This window comes from Kaistia adipata DSM 17808 (assembly GCF_000423225.1).
Taxonomy (GTDB): Bacteria; Pseudomonadota; Alphaproteobacteria; order Rhizobiales; family Kaistiaceae; genus Kaistia; species Kaistia adipata.
This window is the reverse complement of record NZ_KE383991.1, coordinates 669,125-686,020: the sequence shown is the minus strand read 5'-3', so window position 1 is coordinate 686,020 and position 16,896 is coordinate 669,125. Positions and strand designations below refer to the sequence as shown.

General features: G+C 68.4%; 14 protein-coding genes. 10 read left to right on the top strand and 4 right to left on the bottom strand.

Annotated features, from left to right (window positions below):
• The first annotated feature begins 206 nt into the window (after positions 1-206).
• On the top strand, positions 207-623 hold the full coding sequence (dksA, locus tag G539_RS0116150; protein ID WP_029076116.1) for an RNA polymerase-binding protein DksA: 417 nt from the start codon (positions 207-209) through the stop codon (positions 621-623).
• 81 nt (positions 624-704) lie between these two features.
• Here dksA and G539_RS27430 read toward each other — a convergent pair whose 3' ends face one another.
• Positions 705-1,952 carry a flagellar biosynthetic protein FliO gene (locus G539_RS27430; protein ID WP_051231519.1) on the bottom strand — a complete coding sequence of 416 codons (1,248 nt, stop codon included), beginning with the start codon at positions 1,950-1,952 and terminating at the stop codon, positions 705-707.
• A gap of 510 nt (positions 1,953-2,462) precedes the next feature.
• Between G539_RS27430 and cckA the strand changes: the two genes are divergently transcribed.
• The 4 genes from cckA to G539_RS25125 all read left to right on the top strand — a co-directional run bounded on the left by cckA (position 2,463) and on the right by G539_RS25125 (position 7,685).
• A complete protein-coding gene (gene cckA, locus G539_RS0116140) occupies positions 2,463-5,003 on the top strand; it encodes a cell cycle histidine kinase CckA (protein ID WP_029076115.1) in 2,541 nt (846 codons plus the stop codon).
• Positions 5,004-5,097: 94 nt separating this feature from the next.
• Positions 5,098-6,390 carry a cytochrome P450 gene (locus G539_RS0116135; RefSeq protein ID WP_084640040.1) on the top strand — a complete coding sequence of 431 codons (1,293 nt, stop codon included), beginning with the start codon at positions 5,098-5,100 and terminating at the stop codon, positions 6,388-6,390.
• The gene (locus G539_RS0116130; protein WP_029076113.1) at positions 6,390-6,779 is read left to right on the top strand and encodes a hypothetical protein; all 390 of its coding nucleotides are present in this window, start codon (positions 6,390-6,392) and stop codon (positions 6,777-6,779) included. Before G539_RS0116135 ends, G539_RS0116130 begins: the two co-directional genes overlap by 1 nt.
• Positions 6,780-6,788: 9 nt before the next feature.
• Positions 6,789-7,685: a class I SAM-dependent methyltransferase gene (locus G539_RS25125; RefSeq protein WP_084640039.1), complete on the top strand. Its 897-nt coding sequence runs from the start codon at positions 6,789-6,791 to the stop codon at positions 7,683-7,685.
• Here the strand turns inward: G539_RS25125 and G539_RS25120 are convergent.
• On the bottom strand, positions 7,574-8,509 hold the full coding sequence (locus G539_RS25120) for a DUF1194 domain-containing protein (RefSeq protein WP_084640038.1): 936 nt from the start codon (positions 8,507-8,509) through the stop codon (positions 7,574-7,576). The genes G539_RS25125 and G539_RS25120 overlap by 112 nt on opposite strands.
• Between G539_RS25120 and G539_RS26765 the strand changes: the two genes are divergently transcribed.
• A complete protein-coding gene (locus tag G539_RS26765; protein ID WP_169516659.1) occupies positions 8,508-8,981 on the top strand; it encodes a winged helix-turn-helix domain-containing protein in 474 nt (157 codons plus the stop codon). The two genes, G539_RS25120 and G539_RS26765, sit on opposite strands and share 2 nt — an antisense overlap.
• 94 nt (positions 8,982-9,075) lie before the next feature.
• Here the strand turns inward: G539_RS26765 and G539_RS0116110 are convergent, their stop codons facing one another.
• Entirely contained in the window at positions 9,076-9,984 is a 909-nt protein-coding gene (locus G539_RS0116110; RefSeq protein WP_029076111.1) for a pseudouridine-5'-phosphate glycosidase, read from the bottom strand.
• A 318-nt stretch (positions 9,985-10,302) separates the two neighbouring features.
• On the opposite strand from G539_RS0116110, the gene G539_RS0116105 reads away from it, so the two are divergent.
• A complete protein-coding gene (locus G539_RS0116105; protein WP_029076110.1) occupies positions 10,303-10,992 on the top strand; it encodes an SDR family NAD(P)-dependent oxidoreductase in 690 nt (229 codons plus the stop codon).
• 3 nt (positions 10,993-10,995) lie between these two features.
• Here G539_RS0116105 and G539_RS0116100 read toward each other — a convergent pair whose 3' ends face one another.
• Positions 10,996-12,225, bottom strand: coding sequence for a serine hydrolase domain-containing protein (locus G539_RS0116100; RefSeq protein ID WP_051231780.1), 1,230 nt, complete (start codon positions 12,223-12,225; stop codon positions 10,996-10,998).
• Between the two features lie 311 nt (positions 12,226-12,536).
• Here G539_RS0116100 and recA point away from each other — a divergent pair, with 311 nt between their 5' ends.
• From recA to alaS, 3 genes are all read left to right on the top strand, one after another.
• Positions 12,537-13,616 carry a recombinase RecA gene (gene recA / locus G539_RS0116095; protein ID WP_029076108.1) on the top strand — a complete coding sequence of 360 codons (1,080 nt, stop codon included), beginning with the start codon at positions 12,537-12,539 and terminating at the stop codon, positions 13,614-13,616.
• 104 nt (positions 13,617-13,720) lie between these two features.
• On the top strand, positions 13,721-14,077 hold the full coding sequence (locus G539_RS0116090) for a GFA family protein (RefSeq protein WP_029076107.1): 357 nt from the start codon (positions 13,721-13,723) through the stop codon (positions 14,075-14,077).
• A gap of 142 nt (positions 14,078-14,219) precedes the next feature.
• On the top strand, positions 14,220-16,871 hold the full coding sequence (alaS, locus tag G539_RS0116085) for an alanine--tRNA ligase (protein ID WP_029076106.1): 2,652 nt from the start codon (positions 14,220-14,222) through the stop codon (positions 16,869-16,871).
• Positions 16,872-16,896 lie beyond the last annotated feature (25 nt).

The window sequence follows — 16,896 nt, the reverse complement described above, 5'->3', positions numbered from 1 at the left end:
GAAGCGCTGGAAGCCTGCCCGTAAGCGTTCTCGAAAATCGCGAATCATCAAGGGCTTGCCGGCCGCTTCCGATCGAATCAGGGAGGCGCGGGAGGGTTGTGCAAGCGGTTATTTCGGGTCTCTCACAAAGACCGCCGCGACCAGTTGTCCTCCGGGGGCCGCATCGCTATATTCCGCGCCGAAATGCCATCGAGCAGGGGTCATTCATGACGTTAGATACCCTTGAAGCGTATCGGCCCTCAGAAGCCGAGCCCTTCATGAACGAGCGGCAAAGGGAGTACTTCCGCAAGAAGCTCCTAGCCTGGAAAGACGATATTCTCCGGGAGTCCCGGGAAACGCTCCAGCATCTCCAGGACGAGAACGTCAACCATCCCGATCTCGCCGACCGCGCTTCGTCGGAAACCGACCGGGCGATCGAACTCAGGGCGCGCGATCGTCAGCGCAAGCTGATCGCCAAGATCGATGCCGCCTTGCAGCGGATCGAGGACGGCAGCTACGGCTACTGCGAGGAGACGGGCGAGCCGATCAGCCTGAAGCGCCTGGACGCGCGGCCGATCGCCACACTGTCGCTCGAGGCGCAGGAACGCCACGAGCGGCGCGAGCGTGTCTACCGCGACGAATAGACAACCGGATTTTTCAAAAAAGAGAAGGGCGCGGAACCGTCGGTTCCGCGCCCTTTTTCTTGGCTTCGCCTGGCGGCGCGATCAGCTCTTGCGCGAGCCGGAGATCTCGCCGAGCAGGCGCGCCATCTCCTTCTCGAGATCGCTGACCGGCGATTGCGGCGGCTGGTTCTCCTCGCCCGGCAACGGCGCCTGGTCGATGAAGTCCTCCGCGATCTCGACCGGCTCGTCCTCCGGCTGCGGCGGCTCGACGGCCGGCGCGGCGGCGTGGCGCGGCGCGGCGAACGCCGCGTCGTCCGCCGCGGATGTCGCCGTCTCGGCGCCGACGTCGAAGATCGGCTCGAAGCGGGCGAGGCGCTCGGCCTCCTCGTCCAGCGCGGCGAACGGGTCGGCGGCCTCGACCGGCGGCGGCGTCGCGCCACGACGTGCCGCCTGGCGGGCGTTCTCGAACTCGCCGGCAAGGGCGGGATCGACCGCGGCGGCGGAGCTCACCGGTGGGGCGACGGGCGTCTGCTGCGAGCCGAGCAGCGGGCGCGGATCATAGGGGCGCGGGCGCTGGCCGGTGGAGCGGCCCTCGATCGGCTCTGCCGGCGGAACCTGGCGCGGCGCCGGCATGGGCTGGGCCGGCACGTCGGCCGTCGTCGGCGTGTGGCGCGGCCGGTTGCCGGAGATGAAGCTCGGGAAGCCACGGCCGGTGCGCGGCTCCGGGATCGGGCGCTGCGGCTGGGCGCGGGGCGAGGGCGACGCGGGCTCGAAGGCGGGCTCCGGCTCGGACTGCTGGAAGCGTGCTTCCTGGCCGCGTTCCGCCGAAAGCTCGGCGGGGGCGTCGAACTCGGGCGCGCGCGGCGCTTCGGCCTGCGGCGCGGGCTCGACCGGCTGGAACTCGGCGACCGGCGCCGGCTCGGGACGGTGCGGTTCGTGCTGGCGGACCATCTCGGCCGGGAGGGGCGCGGCGACGCGGCCGTTCTGCGGCGCGGGCGCCGGGCGCGGCGCCGGCTCCGTGCGCAGCGGCTCGAGCCGGCGCGACTGCTGGGCGCGCTGGATGCCCGGCTCGACGACGACGTCGGCGGGGCCACCGATCAGGATCAGGTGCTCGACATTGTCGCGACGGACGAGGATGAGCCGGCGGCGCTGGTCGATCGGCAGCGCGTCGAGCACGGCGAGGCGGGGCTGGCGGCCACGGGTCGGGCTGTTGCCGAGGCGGCCATTCGTGAACAGGCGGATCAGCCAGAACACCAGCAGGATGGCCAGCAGAACCACCACGAGGGTGATCACGAACTGGGCAATGGTCGCGCCTGTGTCGCCGAACATTGGCGCCAGATAATCGTGCATCTTATTCTCCCGACTTCCGATTCCGGTTCAGCCCGTCGCAAGGCATCGAAACGGATCGAGCCTGGCACCTTCGGTGACCGGAAGCTCGATTCCGCGCATAGCCGACGTTTTTCCTGCGTGCGCCGGGCCTTGGCAAGCCCGCAGCACCGAACTGATCCATCAATCCCCTGATGGCATTAAGAATTCATTGACCATGACTTTGGCAGAATCCAGTGGATTCGCACCCACGGGGCGGCGCCAGGCATCGCGTGGCGCGCCGCGTGACGATTCCCGTTCCGGCCTGATAGGGGGCGAGCTGGCCGATTCCGTGGCAGGGGCAGGAACGGGGGAGCCGATTGCTGTCGAATTCCGCGCTTGCGTTGAATTCGGGGGCGATCCTCCGCATTCTGCCTGCTACATGCGGTGCGTGGCGATTCTTCGTCGCCGCCAGGGATTTTCCGGGACCGAGAAGAAGATGGGGCAGACCGGGGTGCAAGGGTTCGTGCCGCACAGATCGGGCCGGGTGACGGCATGACCGAGAACCGCCAGAAGACACCGCGCCGCGCGCTGGTCGACCGCTCCGATCGTCCGACCGGAATCGGCCGCCTGCTGGTGCTCGCCTGCTGCCTGGTCGGCGCGGCGCTCGCCTTCGCGCTGTTGCCGCCGGATGCGGCCGAACCTTTCATCTTCGCCCTGCTCGGGCTGCTCGCCGTGGTCGGCGTATTCACGCTGTTCGCGGCGGCGATCGGGCTCCTGCATTTCAGCGGCCGCTCGCCGCGCGACGAACTCGGCCGCGGCTTCATCGATTCCATGGCCGACGGCCTCGTCATCACCGATCGCGACAGCCGCATCCTCTATGCCAATGCCGCCTATGCCGACCTGATCGGCGCCGACGAGGCGAAGGACGTCCGCGTCGTCGAGCGGGTGTTCTCGGCCGACCAGGCGGCGAGCGAGGCGATCTACCGTCTGTCGCAGTCGATCCGCGACGGCCGCACGGCGGTCGAGGAAGTGCGCATGCCGAGCCCGCTGGCCGGCCCCGCCGGCGGCCCGCCGCGCTGGTATCGCATCCGCGTGCGGCCGGTGCGCACCGGCGAGGAGCCGGACCGCGTCCTGACCGCCTGGCAGATCGCCGACGTCACCAGCGATCGCGCCCAGCAGGAGAACGTCTTCCAGGACCTGCAGCACGCGATCGACTATCTCGACCATGCGCCCGCGGGCTTCTTCTCGGCCGAGCCGGATGGCCGCATCGTCTATCTGAACGCGACGCTCGCCGACTGGCTCGGCATTGATCTCGCTTTCTTCAAGTCGGGGACACTGACGCTTTCCGACATCGTGCGCGGCGATGGCGCGGCGCTGCTGTCGGTCGGCCGCGAGCGGGGTGGCGAGACGCGCACCGAGACGATCGACCTCGACCTCGTCAAGCAGAACGGTCAGAGCCTGCCGGTGCGGCTGCTGCATCGCGTGCCCTTCGCCGGCGACGGCGCGCCCGGCGCGACGCGGACCGTGGTCCTCAATCGCGGCCCCGGCGAGGAGCTTTCGGAGGCGTTGCGCGCGGCCGAGGTGCGCTTCATGCGCTTCTTCAACCACACGCCCTTCGCCATCGCCTCGATCGACAAGTCCGGCCGCATCGGCCGCACCAACGCGCCCTTCGCGCGGCTGTTCGGGCCGATCAAGTCGGAAGGCGGTTCGCGCACGCGGCTGATCGACCTCGTCGCCGAAAGCGAACGCCCGGCGCTGGAGGCGGCGCTCGAGACCGCCGCCGGCGGCCGCAGCGAGATCGCGCCCGTCGACACGACCATTCCCGGCCATGGCGAGCGCAGCGTCCGCTTCTATGTGTCGGCGGTCGACGAGGACGCCACCGATCGCGAGATCGCCACCGTCTACGCGCTGGAGACGACGGAGCAGCGGGCGCTGGAACTGCAGTTCGCCCAGAGCCAGAAGATGCAGGCGATCGGCCAGCTGGCCGGCGGCGTCGCGCACGACTTCAACAACGTGCTGACGGCGATCATCGGCTTCTCCGACCTCTTGCTCGCCAACCACCGGCCGAGCGACCCGTCCTTCCAGGACATCATGAACATCAAGCAGAACGCCAACCGCGCCGCCGGCCTGGTCCGGCAGCTGCTGGCGTTCTCGCGCCGCCAGACGCTGCGCCCGCAGGTGCTGGCGATGGGCGATGTGCTGTCCGATCTCTCGATCCTGCTGGAGCGGCTGCTCGGCGAGAAGGTCAAGCTGCAGCTCGTGCATGGCCGCGACGTCTGGCCGATCAAGGCGGATCTGAACCAGTTCGAGCAGGTGGTGATCAACCTCGCGGTCAATGCGCGCGACGCCATGCCGAAGGGCGGCACGCTGACGATCCGCACCCGCAATGTCACGCCGGACGAGGTCGCGGCCTTCCACTATAAGCCGCTGCCGCCGGCCGACTATGTCCTGATCGAGGTCCAGGATACCGGCACCGGCATTCCGCCCGAGGTGCAGTCGAAGATCTTCGAGCCGTTCTTCTCGACCAAGGATGTCGGCAAGGGCACGGGCCTCGGCCTGTCGACCGTCTACGGCATCGTCAAGCAGACCGGCGCGCACATCTTCTTCGACAGCGAGACGGATGTCGGCACGACCTTCCGCATCTTCATGCCCCGCCATGTGCCGGCCGTTTCGGCCAAGCCCGAGGCGGTCGCCGAGAAGGCCCCGGAGATCGCCGATCTCACCGGCAGCGCCAGCATCTTGCTGGTCGAGGACGAGGAGGCCGTGCGGAGCTTCGCCGCCCGCGCGCTCGCCTCGCGCGGCTATACGGTGCACGAGGCCACCTCCGGCGTCGAGGCGCTCGAGGTGATGCGCGAGACCGGCGGGTCGATCGACCTCGTCGTCTCCGACGTCGTCATGCCCGAGCTCGACGGCCCGTCGCTGCTGCGCGAATTGCGCAAGGAGCGGCCGGACCTGAAGATCATCTTCGTGTCGGGCTATGCCGAGGACGCCTTCGCCCGCAACCTGCCGGATGGCGAGACCTTCAACTTCCTGCCGAAGCCGTTCTCGCTCAAGCAGCTGGCGACGGCGGTCAAGGAAGCGCTCGGTCACTGACCGGGCGCCGGCCGTGTCGGCGGCGCAGCCAAACGCCGCGCTTGCCAAGGCGCGCATGGCCGCCGAAAATGGCGGTTCAGATTTTAAACTCGGAATGATCTTCATGAATGATGGAAGCGCGCCCGGCCAGACGGCGACGGCGCAGGTTCTGCCGGTCCGGATCGATCCGGCCACGCGATACGTCTCGATCGACGCCAAGGATCCGGCCTTTTTCCAGGATCCCTATCCGGTTTTCGAGGCGATCCGCGCCGTGGCGCCGGTGTTCTTCTGGGAGGAGCCCGGCGTCTGGTGCTTCCTCGACGCGGAAGACGTCAACGCCATCTACCGTGATCGCCGCTTCGGCCGCGAGATCCTGCATGTGGCGACCCGCGAGGAACTCGGCATTCCCGAGATCCCGGCGCATCTGAAGCCGTTCTACGACGTCGACAATCTTTCGATGCTGGAGCGCGAGCCGCCGGTGCATACGCGGCTGCGCACCCTCGTCAACCGCGCCTTCGTCTCGCGCCAGATCGAGCGGCTGCGCCCGCGCATCGCCGCGCTCTGCAACGAATTGATCGACGGCTTCGAGGCGAAGGGCAGCGCCGACCTGATCGAGGCCTATGCGACGCCAATCCCGATCACCGTCATCGCCGAGATCCTCGGCGTGCCGGTCGAGCGGGCGCCGGACCTTCTCGCCTGGTCGCATGCCATGGTCGGCATGTACCAGCTCGGCCGCACCCGCGCGATGGAGGACGCCGCCGTCGCCGCGACGCTCGAATTCTCCGCCTTCCTGCGCGCCTATGTCGAGGAGCGGCGCGGCAAGCCGGGCGACGACCTGATCAGCCAGCTGATCGCCGCCGAGGAGCAGGGCGAGAAGTTGTCCGAGGACGAGCTGATCACGACCTGCATCCTGCTCTTGAACGCCGGCCACGAGGCGACGGTGCACGCGATCGGCAATGGCGTCCGCGCCATCCTCCAGTCCGGCGCCGACCCGAAGGCGCTGTTCGCCTCCGACGAGGCGACCGCCGCGGCGGTCGAGGAGTGCCTGCGCTTCGACCCGCCGCTGCACATGTTTATGCGCTATGCGCTCGAGGACATGGAATATGGCGGGCTCCAGCTGAAGAAGGGCCAGCAGGTCGGGCTGATGCTCGGCGCGGCGAACCGCGATCCCGTGCGCTACGTCGCGGCCGACCGTTTCGATGCGAGCCGTGAACCGAAGCCGCATGTCTCCTTCGGCCTCGGCATTCATTTCTGCATCGGCGCGCCGCTGGCGCGGCTGGAGATGCAGGTGGCGCTGCCGATCCTGTTCGAGCGCCTGCCGGGGCTCCGCTTCGCCGGGCAGCCGAGCTATCGCGACGCCTATCACTTCCACGGCCTCGACGGCCTGCAGCTGGCATGGGACCGTTGATGCCGCGCCTCAGCCGCCGTCGGGCCGCCGTCCTCGCCGCGCTGCTGTCGCCGGTTCTGGGCGCGGCGGCGGCCGGGGCGCAGCAGGTCGTCGACGGTTCCGCCAGGGATCTCGACGCGCCGCTGGTGGGCGCCATCACGAAGCTCGCCACGCGCGACTTCGCGGCGCCGGCCGACGCGCGACTGCGCGGCATCCATCGTTCCAAGGCGCGCAACGGCCGTGGCTATTGCGGCCAGGTGGCGGTCGGTCCGGACGCGGATTTCGTGCCGTTCCACGCGATCATCGAGGCGGACGGCACGGCTTCGCTGCTGCGTTTCTCCGATGCGAGCGAGCCGGCGGACCGGGAGGCGGCCATTCGGCTGCTTACCAATTTCGGTTGTCTGGAGTAGAAGGCGAACATGATCGAAGGACAACCCAGTGCTACCGCCTTCCGCGTCGCCATGCGGCGCGCGGCTCACCAGCTTCTTGATAAACCCCTGATTTTCGAGGATCCGCTCGCGCTCGTCATCGTCGGCGGCGATCGCGGTTCCGTGCTCGCGCGCGACGAACTCTCGCGCGCCGATTCGCCCGGCGGCGAGGCGATCCGCGCCTTCCTCGCCGCGCGCAGCCGCTTCGCCGAGGATCGGCTCGCCGCCGCCGTCGCGCGCGGCGTCCGCCATGTCGTGGTGCTCGGCGCCGGTCTGGAGACCTTCGCCTATCGCAATCCCTATGCCGACCAGGACGTCGTGGTGTTCGAGGTCGATCATCCGGCGACCCAGGCCTGGAAGCGCGAGCGTCTCGCCGCGACCGGCATCACCGTGCCGGAGACGGTGACCTATGTTCCCATCGATTTCAGCACGGACCGGCTGGACGAGAAGCTGGTCGAGGCGGGCCTCGACCCCAACGTGCCGGCCTTCTTCTCCTGGCTCGGCGTGGCGCCCTATCTGAGCGAAGAGGCGATCACCTCGACGCTCGGCATCATCGCGGCGCGGCCGGGCGGCAGCGAGGTCGTGTTCGACTACGCCGAATCGCCGGAGAAGCTCACGCTCCTGCAGCGTCTCGCCTTCACGACGCTCGCCGGTCGCACGGCGAGCCTCGGCGAGCCTTTCGTCACCTTCTTCCGTCCCGACGACCTTGCCGGGCGGCTGGCCGCGCTTGGCTTCTCGTCGATCGAGGACCGTTCCGGCCCCGATCTCGGCCAGCTTTATCTGGGCGGGCCGTCGGCGCTCGACCGGGCTGCGATCGGCCATGTCGTGGCGGCCATCCGGATGGCGGAGTCCGCATCCGGCACGATCGAGGCGGCGACCGCCGCCTGAGCCTCTGGCCGGTCGACGTCGCCGCGCCCGGCGACGTCGAGGGGGCCGTGGATCTCGCGGATCAGCTTCCGGCGGATCGCCTCATCGAACTGGTCAATGCTGGCCACCGGCTCGACGAAGGCACCGGCGCCCCCAATCACACTTTCCTCGAAATAGCGTATCAGCGCGCCGGGGCCAGGCGCATCCGCCGTGCCCAACGCCGCGATGCCCTGCAGCAGGTCCTTGTAGACGATCGGCAGGCCGTTGATCGTGATCCCCCGCGCGACCAGCAGGTCGCGCACGGCGGCCGGATCCGGCCCGCGATTGCTCAGCCCGTCGCCGGAAATGTTGATGACGAGGCGGTCGCTTCCATAGGGGCTCTCGCGGAGCATCGCCGCGGCGCGCAGCATGGCCGCGCCGACCGCCGTGCCGAGCGCCATGCGACCGGGAATCCGGCTCTGGAGGCGATCGGCGAAGGCGGCGATCCCCGGGGCGTCGGCGAGCTCGGTCCAGTCGAGGATGACGTTCTGGCGGGTTTCGCCGGCCCATTCCATGACCGCAACCGCGATGCGCTGATGGGCCCCCCGCTGGATCGCGCGCAGCACATCGGGCTGGCGAAAGGCGGTGGCGAAGCCGTCGCGCTGCAGCTTTCGTTCGGCCAGGTCCATGGAGGTCGACACGTCGAGGGCGATCACCAGCTTCAGATCGACCGGTCGAGAGGCTTCCGCGATCGCCGCGCCGGTGGTGGCGAGCGAGGCCAAGCACAGAAAGGATGCCAATATAAACATATGGCATCTGATCTTCTTGGGTAGAAACGCAAATGAACGTGATCCGGCGCGCATCATGAAGATCCACGATCGTGATCTATTGTTGAACTCGTCTGTCGCGGTGTGGTCCGCTGTTCATCTCGACCATAGCCAAGAATTGTTGCATGATTGTTTGATTGGGCAGGAGGGCGAAATGGAGGGCGAGGTCCATTACGGCGATCTGAGCTTCGATCCGTCGTTCCTGTTCGCGCGTCATGGCGCCGGCACGGAATTCCGCTTCACCCGGTCCGAGCGGGCGCTGCTCCAGGTCTTCACCCGCCATCCGCGCAGGGTGCTGACGCGGAACCAGCTTCTCGACGCCATCGCCGGTAGCGGTTCCGTCGGGACGGATCGCAGCATCGATTTCCTGATCAACAGGCTGCGCGCCAAGCTTGGCGACTCGGCCCGAAGCCCCACGATGATCGCCACCCAATATGGCGAGGGCTACATCTGGATCGCCAGGCCGCAGCGCGCCGAGAGCCGGCGGGACGCGGTGCGACGGCAATCCTGATCGGCCGGGGCCGAACCGTCCCTTCGCTTCGTGAACGACGAGACGGTCCTTGTCGTGTGTTCTCGCGCGCAGCAACCTGCCGCGCGAAGGCGCGTCAGAGCGCGGCGGCGATGCCGGCGGCGAGCTTGGCGTTGTTCTTCACCAGCGCGATGTTGGTGACGAGGCTGCGGCCCGACGTCAGCTCCAGGATGCGGCCGAGCACGTAGGGCGTCACGCCCTTGGCACGGATGCCGTCGCGCTCGGCGTCGACGATGGCCTGTTCGATATAGCCGCTCATCTCCTCGGCCGGGATCTCGTCGGCGACCGGCACCGGATTGGCCACCAGCATGCCGCCCGAAAGGCCGATCTCGGCGCGCTTGGCGATGAAGGCGGCGATGTCGCGCGCCGCGTCGAGGCGAAGCGGCGAGGGCAGGCCGCTCTTGCGCGACCAGAAGGCCGGCAGTTCGTCCTGGCCGAAGGTGACGACCGGCACGCCGAGCGTCTCCAGCACTTCCAGCGTCTTCGGGATGTCGAGCAGCGCCTTGGCGCCGGCGCAGACCACGGTGACCGGCGTCTGCGGGAACTCGTAGAGATCGGCCGAGACGTCATAGGTGGTCTCGGCGCCGCGATGCACGCCGCCGATGCCGCCGGTGGCGAACACCTTGATCCCGGCGAGATGCGCCGTGATCATCGTCGCGGCGACCGTGGTGGCGCCGGGGCGGCCGGTCGAAAGCGCGAAGGCGAGGTCGGCGCGCGATACCTTCATCACGTCCTTGAGGCCGGCCAGGCGCTCCAGCTCGTCCGCCGTCAGGCCGACGCGGATCTTGCCGTCCATGATGGCGATCGTCGCCGGCACGGCGCCGTTCGCGCGGACGATGTCCTCGACGGCGCGGGCGGTGGCGATGTTGTCCGGATAGGGCATGCCATGCGTGACAATCGTCGTCTCGAGCGCCACCAGCGGCTTGCCATCCGCCTTGGCGGCGGCGACTTCGTCGGAAAGGATGATGAGGTCTTTTTCGGACATCGAAGAGTACCGTTCTTCTTGGAGGCGCGGGCTGACGCCCCCGACGGGGGTGCTGAGCGACCGCGAAAAGGCGGACCATGCCGATCCGGCGCGGCGCGCGCAAGTGTTCCGACGATTCGGCGCGCAGAGATTCTGCTCGCCTGACGTCCGGCCGGTTCCGCGACGTTCTCGATCCGCAAGTGGCAAGCCATTCGCTTTCCCGGCCCCGTTTCGGCATTCCATTGCCTTTTCTTTCGCGTACGGAGCGGTTCTTATCGACGACCCGTCGAACCGCGTCGGCGCGCCGTCGCCATGCCGCATCACCAAGAGGCTCCCAGCATGACCAAGACCGCCCTCATCACGGCCGCCAGCAAGGGCATCGGCGCGGCTGTCGCCCGCCGCCTCGCCGCGGATGGCTACCGCGTCGGCCTGCTCGGTCGCTCGGACGGCGTCGATGCGCTCGCGGCCGAACTCGGCGGCTTCGCCGTTCGGGGCGACGTCACCAACCCCGATGATCTCGTCGCGCTGGTCGAGCGCGCCCGCGCCGAGACCGGCAGCATCGACGTCATCGTTGCCAGCACCGGCCATGCGGCGAAGAAGAAGCTGCTCGATCTCGACGATGCCGACTGGCACGCCGCGCTCGACATCTTCCTGATGCCGACGGTTCGTCTGCTGCGCGCGGCGCGCGCCGATCTCGAGAAGTCCGGGGGCGCGGTGATCGCGATCTCGAGCTTCGCCGCCAAGCGCACCGATCCGGATTTCGCCTCGTCCTCGGTGCTGCGCGCCGGGCTTTCCGCCTATGTCGGCGTCGCCGCGCGGACGCTCGCCAAGGACGGCATCAGCGTCAACGCGATCGCGCCGGGCTTCGTCGATTCGCTGCCGAGCACGCCGGAGCGCATCGCCCGCATCCCGGCCGGCCGCTATGCCGAGGTCGCCGAGGTCGCCGCGACCGTCGCCTATCTCGCCTCGCCGGTGGCGCGCTACGTCACCGGCCAGACCATCGCCATCGACGGCGGACTGACCGCCTGACGCTCACTTCGCCATCAGGTATTTCGCTACCGCCTCGTAGGCCGGCAGGCTGGTCGGATCATTGGCCGCGTTGCCGGCCTTCGGGTGCGAGGCGAAGCGGGCGATCACCATGCGCGCGGCCGGGTCGACATAGATCGCCTGGCCGTGCACGCCGCGCGCCATGAAGGCGCCGTTTGGATTGTGCGAGATCCACCACATGCCGGTGTAGCTCCAGCCCCTGAGCAGGGGATAGTCGGCTTTCGCAAAGGCCGCCTTGTCGCCGCCGGCGCGGATATGGGCGATCGCCGCTTCCGGGAGGATCTGGACGCCGTTCTGGCGGCCGCCATCCAGCATCAGCTGGCCGATCCGCGCCATGTCGCGGAGCCCGGCATTGAGGCCGCCGCCGGCAAACGGCGTGCCGATCGAATCGACGGTGTAGTAGGCGTCCTGCTCGGCCCCCATCCGGCTCCAGATCCGCTCGGAGAGCAGCGTCGCGACGGATTTTCCCGTGACGCGCGCGATGATCCAGCCCATCGCGTCGGAATTGATCGTCTTGTAGCCGAAGGCGACGCCGTGCTCGCCTTCCTTCCGGACCGTCTTCAGATAGTCGAAATAGCTGCGCGGACCGGTGTAGTCGGCCGGCTTGGGCAGCGGGCTGCCGGCGGCCGAATAGATCCAGACATCGGCATCCGGATCCGAATAATCCTCGCTGTAGTGAAGGCCGGTGGTCATGTCGAGGACCTGGCGCACCGTCGCGTCCCCGAAGGCGCTCGCCGAAAGCTCCGGCACCAGCGTCGCCACCTTGGCCTTATCGTCGAGCGTGCCCTCGGCGACGAGGATCTCGCCGAGCAGCCCCGTCAGCGACTTGGTCACCGACATCGCCGCGTGCTTGCCGGTGTCGTCGAGGCAGCCGGCATAGCGCTCGTAGACCAGCTTGCCGTCATGCAGGATGGCGATGCCGTCCGTGTAGTTGGCGGCGAGCGAATCGTCGAAGCGCATCTTCCTGTCGCCGCCGAGCGGGGTGAAGGTGAGAGCGTCGATGCCGCTGTCCGGGGCGCGTTCGAAGAAGCGCAGCGGCCCGAGCCCGCGCCCGACGCCGACCGTCGGCATCAGCTGGCGGAAATGGCAGACCGTCCAGCGCAGCTTGGGAAAGGCGAAATAGTCGGGATCGGTGAAGCGGATGATCTTGTCGGCGGGCGGCGGGGCGCCGACCATCCAGCCGAGCGCGATCGGATCGGATTCGGCTGCCGTCATCGACTTGCCTTCCTGTGCGGACGCGGGGAGGGAAGCGATCGTCGCGGCGGCCCCGATCAGGGCAGCCGCCAAGGCAAGGCCGCGCACGGCGGCAGTCGGGCTTCGGGTTGCAAACTGGAGCATAGGCAAGCCTCCGGCGCGAACGCGCATCCAAATGGCCCATGGGCCTCATCCTAGCCCGATCGGCCGCGGCGACGCCACCGGAGATCGGTCGGCGTTCCCGGCGCAACGGGTTCTTGCGCATGAGAACAAAACGTGTACATTATCCCTGTTTGCTCACGTCCGAGCGGTGTGGAATAAGGAGCGCCGGAATGTCTCAATCTTCTCTCCGTCTCGTCGAAGGGGCCACAATGGACAAGTCGAAAGCGCTCGATGCAGCGCTCTCCCAGATCGAACGATCCTTTGGCAAGGGTTCGATCATGCGCCTCGGCCAGAACAAGGCCGTCGAGATCGGCACGGTTTCCACGGGCTCGATCGGCCTCGATATCGCGCTCGGCATCGGCGGTCTGCCGCGCGGCCGAATCATCGAGGTCTACGGTCCGGAATCCTCGGGCAAGACGACGCTCGCGCTGCACACCATCGCCGAGGCGCAGAAGAATGGCGGAATCTGCGCCTTCGTCGACGCCGAGCACGCGCTCGATCCCGTCTACGCCCGCAAGCTCGGCGTCAATCTCGACGACCTCTTGATCTCGCAGCCCGACACCGGCGAGCAGGCGCTCGAGATCACCGACACGCTGGTGCGCTCCGGCGCGATCGACGTGCTGGTGGTCGATTCGGTGGCGGCGCTGACGCCGCGCGCCGAGATCGAGGGCGAGATGGGCGACAGTCTGCCCGGCATGCAGGCGCGCCTGATGAGCCAGGCGCTGCGCAAGCTCACCGCGTCGATCTCGAAATCGAACACGATGGTGATCTTCATCAACCAGATCCGCATGAAGATCGGCGTCATGTTCGGCAATCCGGAGACGACGACGGGCGGCAACGCGCTCAAGTTCTACGCCTCGGTCCGCCTCGACATCCGCCGCATCGGCGCGATCAAGGAGCGCGACGAGGTGGTCGGCAACCAGACCCGCGTCAAGGTCGTCAAGAACAAGCTGGCGCCGCCGTTCAAGCAGGTCGAGTTCGACATCATGTATGGCGAGGGCGTCTCCAAGATGGGCGAGCTCATCGATCTCGGCGTCAAGGCCGGCATCGTCGAGAAGTCAGGCGCCTGGTTCTCCTATGACAGCCAGCGCCTCGGCCAGGGCCGCGAGAACGCCAAGACCTTCCTGCGCGAGAATCCGCAGGCGGCCGCCGCGATCGAGCTGGCGATCCGCCAGAATGCCGGCCTGATCGCCGACCAGCTGATCAAGGGCGGCCCCGAGGACGACGGCGACGACGCGCTGGAGGCCTGAGCGGCCGCGCGGACGGGGTGTCGCCGACGCCCCGTTCGTGCTTTCCTGTATCGGGATTGTCCGCGCCGGACGGCCGGCGCGGAAGCACCGGGAGAGGGAATTTCATGGCTTGGCAGGAAGTGCGCGGCGGCTGTCACTGCGGCAATGTCCGCTTCACGGCGCGGGGCGATTTCGGCGCCGCGCTAAGCTGCAACTGTTCGATCTGCCAGAAGCGCGGCCATTGGCTCGCCTTCGTCCCTGCCGATGATTTCGTCCTCGAGACCGATCCGGCGGCGCTCGCCGACTACCAGTTCAATCACCGCCGCATCCATCATCTCTTCTGCACCACCTGCGGCGTCGGCTCGTTCGGGCGCGGCACGGCGCCGGACGGCTCCGCCATGGTCGCGGTCAATGTCCGCTGCATCGACGACATCGATCTTTCGACGGTGAGCGTGACGCCCTATGACGGCCGCAGCGCCTGAGCCGTCGGGTCGCCGACGCGCGCTAACCCTACCGCACGCGGTTTCTGGACAGTCCGCTTAGCGCTCGTTACAAACGCCGGCACAATTCCTTCGGCGGGTGCGCTTTGACGCGCCCTGCCCACTGCAGCAGGCGGGTCAGTTTATGAGCAGCGTCAACGACATCCGGTCGGCGTATCTCGGCTTCTACCAGAAGAACGGTCACGAGATCGTCGCGTCGAGCCCGCTGGTGCCGCGCAACGATCCGACGCTGATGTTCACCAATGCCGGCATGGTCCAGTTCAAGGACTATTTCACCGGCCGTTCCGCCGCGCCCTATCCGCGCGCCACGACGTCGCAGAAATGCGTCCGCGCCGGCGGCAAGCACAATGATCTCGACAATGTCGGCTACACCGCCCGGCATCACACCTTCTTCGAGATGCTCGGCAACTTCTCCTTCGGCGATTATTTCAAGGAGCGGGCGATCGAGCTCGCCTGGACGCTCGTCACCAAGGAGTACGGCCTGCCGAAGGACAAGCTCTGCGTCACCGTCTATCACGATGACGAGGAAGCCTTCGGCCTCTGGAAGAAGATCGCCGGCCTCTCCGACGACAAGATCATCCGCATCGCCACCTCGGACAATTTCTGGCAGATGGGCGACACCGGCCCGTGCGGCCCGTGCTCGGAGATCTTCTTCGACCATGGCGACCACATCCCCGGCGGTCCTCCGGGCAGCCCTGACGAGGACGGCGACCGCTTCATCGAGATCTGGAATCTCGTCTTCATGCAGTTCGAGCAGATCGCGCCGGGCAACCGCGTGCCGCTGCCGCGTCCGTCGATCGACACCGGCATGGGCCTGGAGCGCATCGCCGCCGTCCTGCAGGGCGTGCATGACAATTACGATATCGACCTGTTCAAGGCGCTGATCCGCGCCTCGGTCGAGGCGACCGGCGTGCCGGCCGAGGGCGCCAACCGCGCCAGCCACCGCATCATCGCCGACCACCTGCGCGCCACCAGCTTCCTGATCGCCGACGGCGTGCTGCCGTCGAACGAGGGTCGCGGCTACGTGCTCCGCCGCATCATGCGCCGCGCCATGCGCCACGCGCACCTCCTCGGCGCGGCCGAGCCGCTGATCTGGCGCCTGGTGCCGGCGCTGGTGCGCGAGATGGGCCAGGCCTATCCCGAGCTGGTCCGCGCCGAGGCGCTGATCACCGAGACGCTCCGGCTGGAGGAAATCCGCTTCCGCCGCACGCTGGCGCGCGGCCTGACGCTGCTCGACGACGCGACGGGCTCGCTGACCAGCGGCGCGACGCTCGATGGCGAGACGGCGTTCAAGCTCTACGACACCTACGGCTTCCCGCTCGACCTGACGCAGGACGCGCTGCGCGCCCGCGGCATCGCCGTCGACACCGACGCGTTCCAGAGCGCGATGGAGCGGCAGAAGGCCGAGGCCCGCGCCAACTGGGCGGGTTCGGGCGACACCGCCACCGAGACCGTGTGGTTCGGCCTGCGCGACAAGCTCGGCGCGACCGAGTTCCTCGGCTATTCGTCCGAGGCGGCCGAGGGCAAGGTGCAGGCGCTGGTGCGCGACGGCGCCGAGATCGCCGAGGCGAAGGCCGGCGAGGCGGTGTCGATCGTCGTCAACCAGACGCCGTTCTACGCGGAATCGGGCGGCCAGGTCGGTGATGCCGGCCGCATCGAGACCGAGGGCGGCGCCGTCATCCTCGTCTCCGACACGCAGAAGCGCGCCGACGGCCTGTTCGTGCATGTCGGCACGGTCGAGAGCGGCACGGTCAAGGTGGATGACGCGGTGCGCCTCACCGTCGATCACGCCCGCCGCTCGACGATCCGTTCCAACCATTCGGCCACCCACCTGCTGCATGCGGCGCTGCGCCGCGTGCTTGGCGACCATGTCGCGCAGAAGGGCTCGATGGTGGCGCCGGAGCGTCTGCGCTTCGACTTCAGCCATCCGAAGCCGATCGACGAGGCCGAGCTCGGCGCGATCGAGGACATCGCCAACGCGGTGGTGCTGCAGGACGCGCCGGTCGTCACCCGCCTGATGGATCGCGACGAGGCGATGCATTCCGGCGCGATGGCGCTGTTCGGCGAGAAATATGGCGACGAGGTCCGCGTCGTCTCGATGGGCGAGGACGGCAACAAGGCCTATTCGGTCGAGCTCTGCGGCGGCACCCATGTCGGCCGCACCGGCGAGATCGGCTTGGTGACGCTCGTCGGCGAAAGCGCGGTCGCGGCCGGCGTGCGCCGTGTCGAGGCGCTGACCGGCAAGGCCGCGCGTGATCACCTGGAGCTGCAGGACAAGCGGCTGAAGGCCGTCGCGGCGGCGCTGAAGGTGCGTCCGGACGAGGCGGCCGATCGCGTCGCCTCGCTCGTCGAGGACAAGCGCCGTCTCGAGCGCGAGCTCGCCGAGGCCAAGAAGAAGCTGGCGCTCGGCGGTGGCGGCGGCCAGGCGGCCGGCGAGGGCGTGCGCGAGGTCGGTTCCGTGCGCTATCTCGGCCGCGTCGTCTCGGGCATCGCGCCGAAGGACCTGAAGGGTCTCGTCGACGACGCCAAGAAGCAGGTCGGCTCGGGCATCGTGGCGATCGTCGGCGTCTCGGACGACGGCAAGGCCGGCCTCGTGGTCGGCGTCAGCGACGATCTCGTCGGCAGCTACAGCGCGATCGACCTGGTTCGCGCCGGTTCCGACGCGCTCGGCGGCAAGGGCGGCGGCGGCCGTCCGGACATGGCGCAGGCCGGCGGGCCGGACGGCGCCAAGGCCGATGAGGCGCTCGCCGCGATCGAGGCCGTTCTGGCAGGCTGATCGACGGGCGCGTAGGCCCGGGAAA

Coding starts and splice junctions, on each gene's coding strand:
- dksA (WP_029076116.1), top strand. CDS start 207: ATGACGTTAGATACCCTTGAAGCGTATCGGCCCTCAGAAGCCGAGCCC.
- G539_RS26765 (WP_169516659.1), top strand. CDS start 8,508: ATGAAGATCCACGATCGTGATCTATTGTTGAACTCGTCTGTCGCGGTG.
- G539_RS0116135 (WP_084640040.1), top strand. CDS start 5,098: ATGATCTTCATGAATGATGGAAGCGCGCCCGGCCAGACGGCGACGGCG.
- G539_RS27430 (WP_051231519.1), bottom strand. CDS start 1,952: ATGCACGATTATCTGGCGCCAATGTTCGGCGACACAGGCGCGACCATT.
- G539_RS0116090 (WP_029076107.1), top strand. CDS start 13,721: ATGGCTTGGCAGGAAGTGCGCGGCGGCTGTCACTGCGGCAATGTCCGC.
- cckA (WP_029076115.1), top strand. CDS start 2,463: ATGACCGAGAACCGCCAGAAGACACCGCGCCGCGCGCTGGTCGACCGC.
- recA (WP_029076108.1), top strand. CDS start 12,537: ATGTCTCAATCTTCTCTCCGTCTCGTCGAAGGGGCCACAATGGACAAG.
- G539_RS25125 (WP_084640039.1), top strand. CDS start 6,789: ATGATCGAAGGACAACCCAGTGCTACCGCCTTCCGCGTCGCCATGCGG.
- alaS (WP_029076106.1), top strand. CDS start 14,220: ATGAGCAGCGTCAACGACATCCGGTCGGCGTATCTCGGCTTCTACCAG.
- G539_RS0116100 (WP_051231780.1), bottom strand. CDS start 12,225: ATGACGGCAGCCGAATCCGATCCGATCGCGCTCGGCTGGATGGTCGGC.
- G539_RS0116110 (WP_029076111.1), bottom strand. CDS start 9,984: ATGTCCGAAAAAGACCTCATCATCCTTTCCGACGAAGTCGCCGCCGCC.
- G539_RS0116130 (WP_029076113.1), top strand. CDS start 6,390: ATGCCGCGCCTCAGCCGCCGTCGGGCCGCCGTCCTCGCCGCGCTGCTG.
- G539_RS25120 (WP_084640038.1), bottom strand. CDS start 8,509: ATGATGCGCGCCGGATCACGTTCATTTGCGTTTCTACCCAAGAAGATC.
- G539_RS0116105 (WP_029076110.1), top strand. CDS start 10,303: ATGACCAAGACCGCCCTCATCACGGCCGCCAGCAAGGGCATCGGCGCG.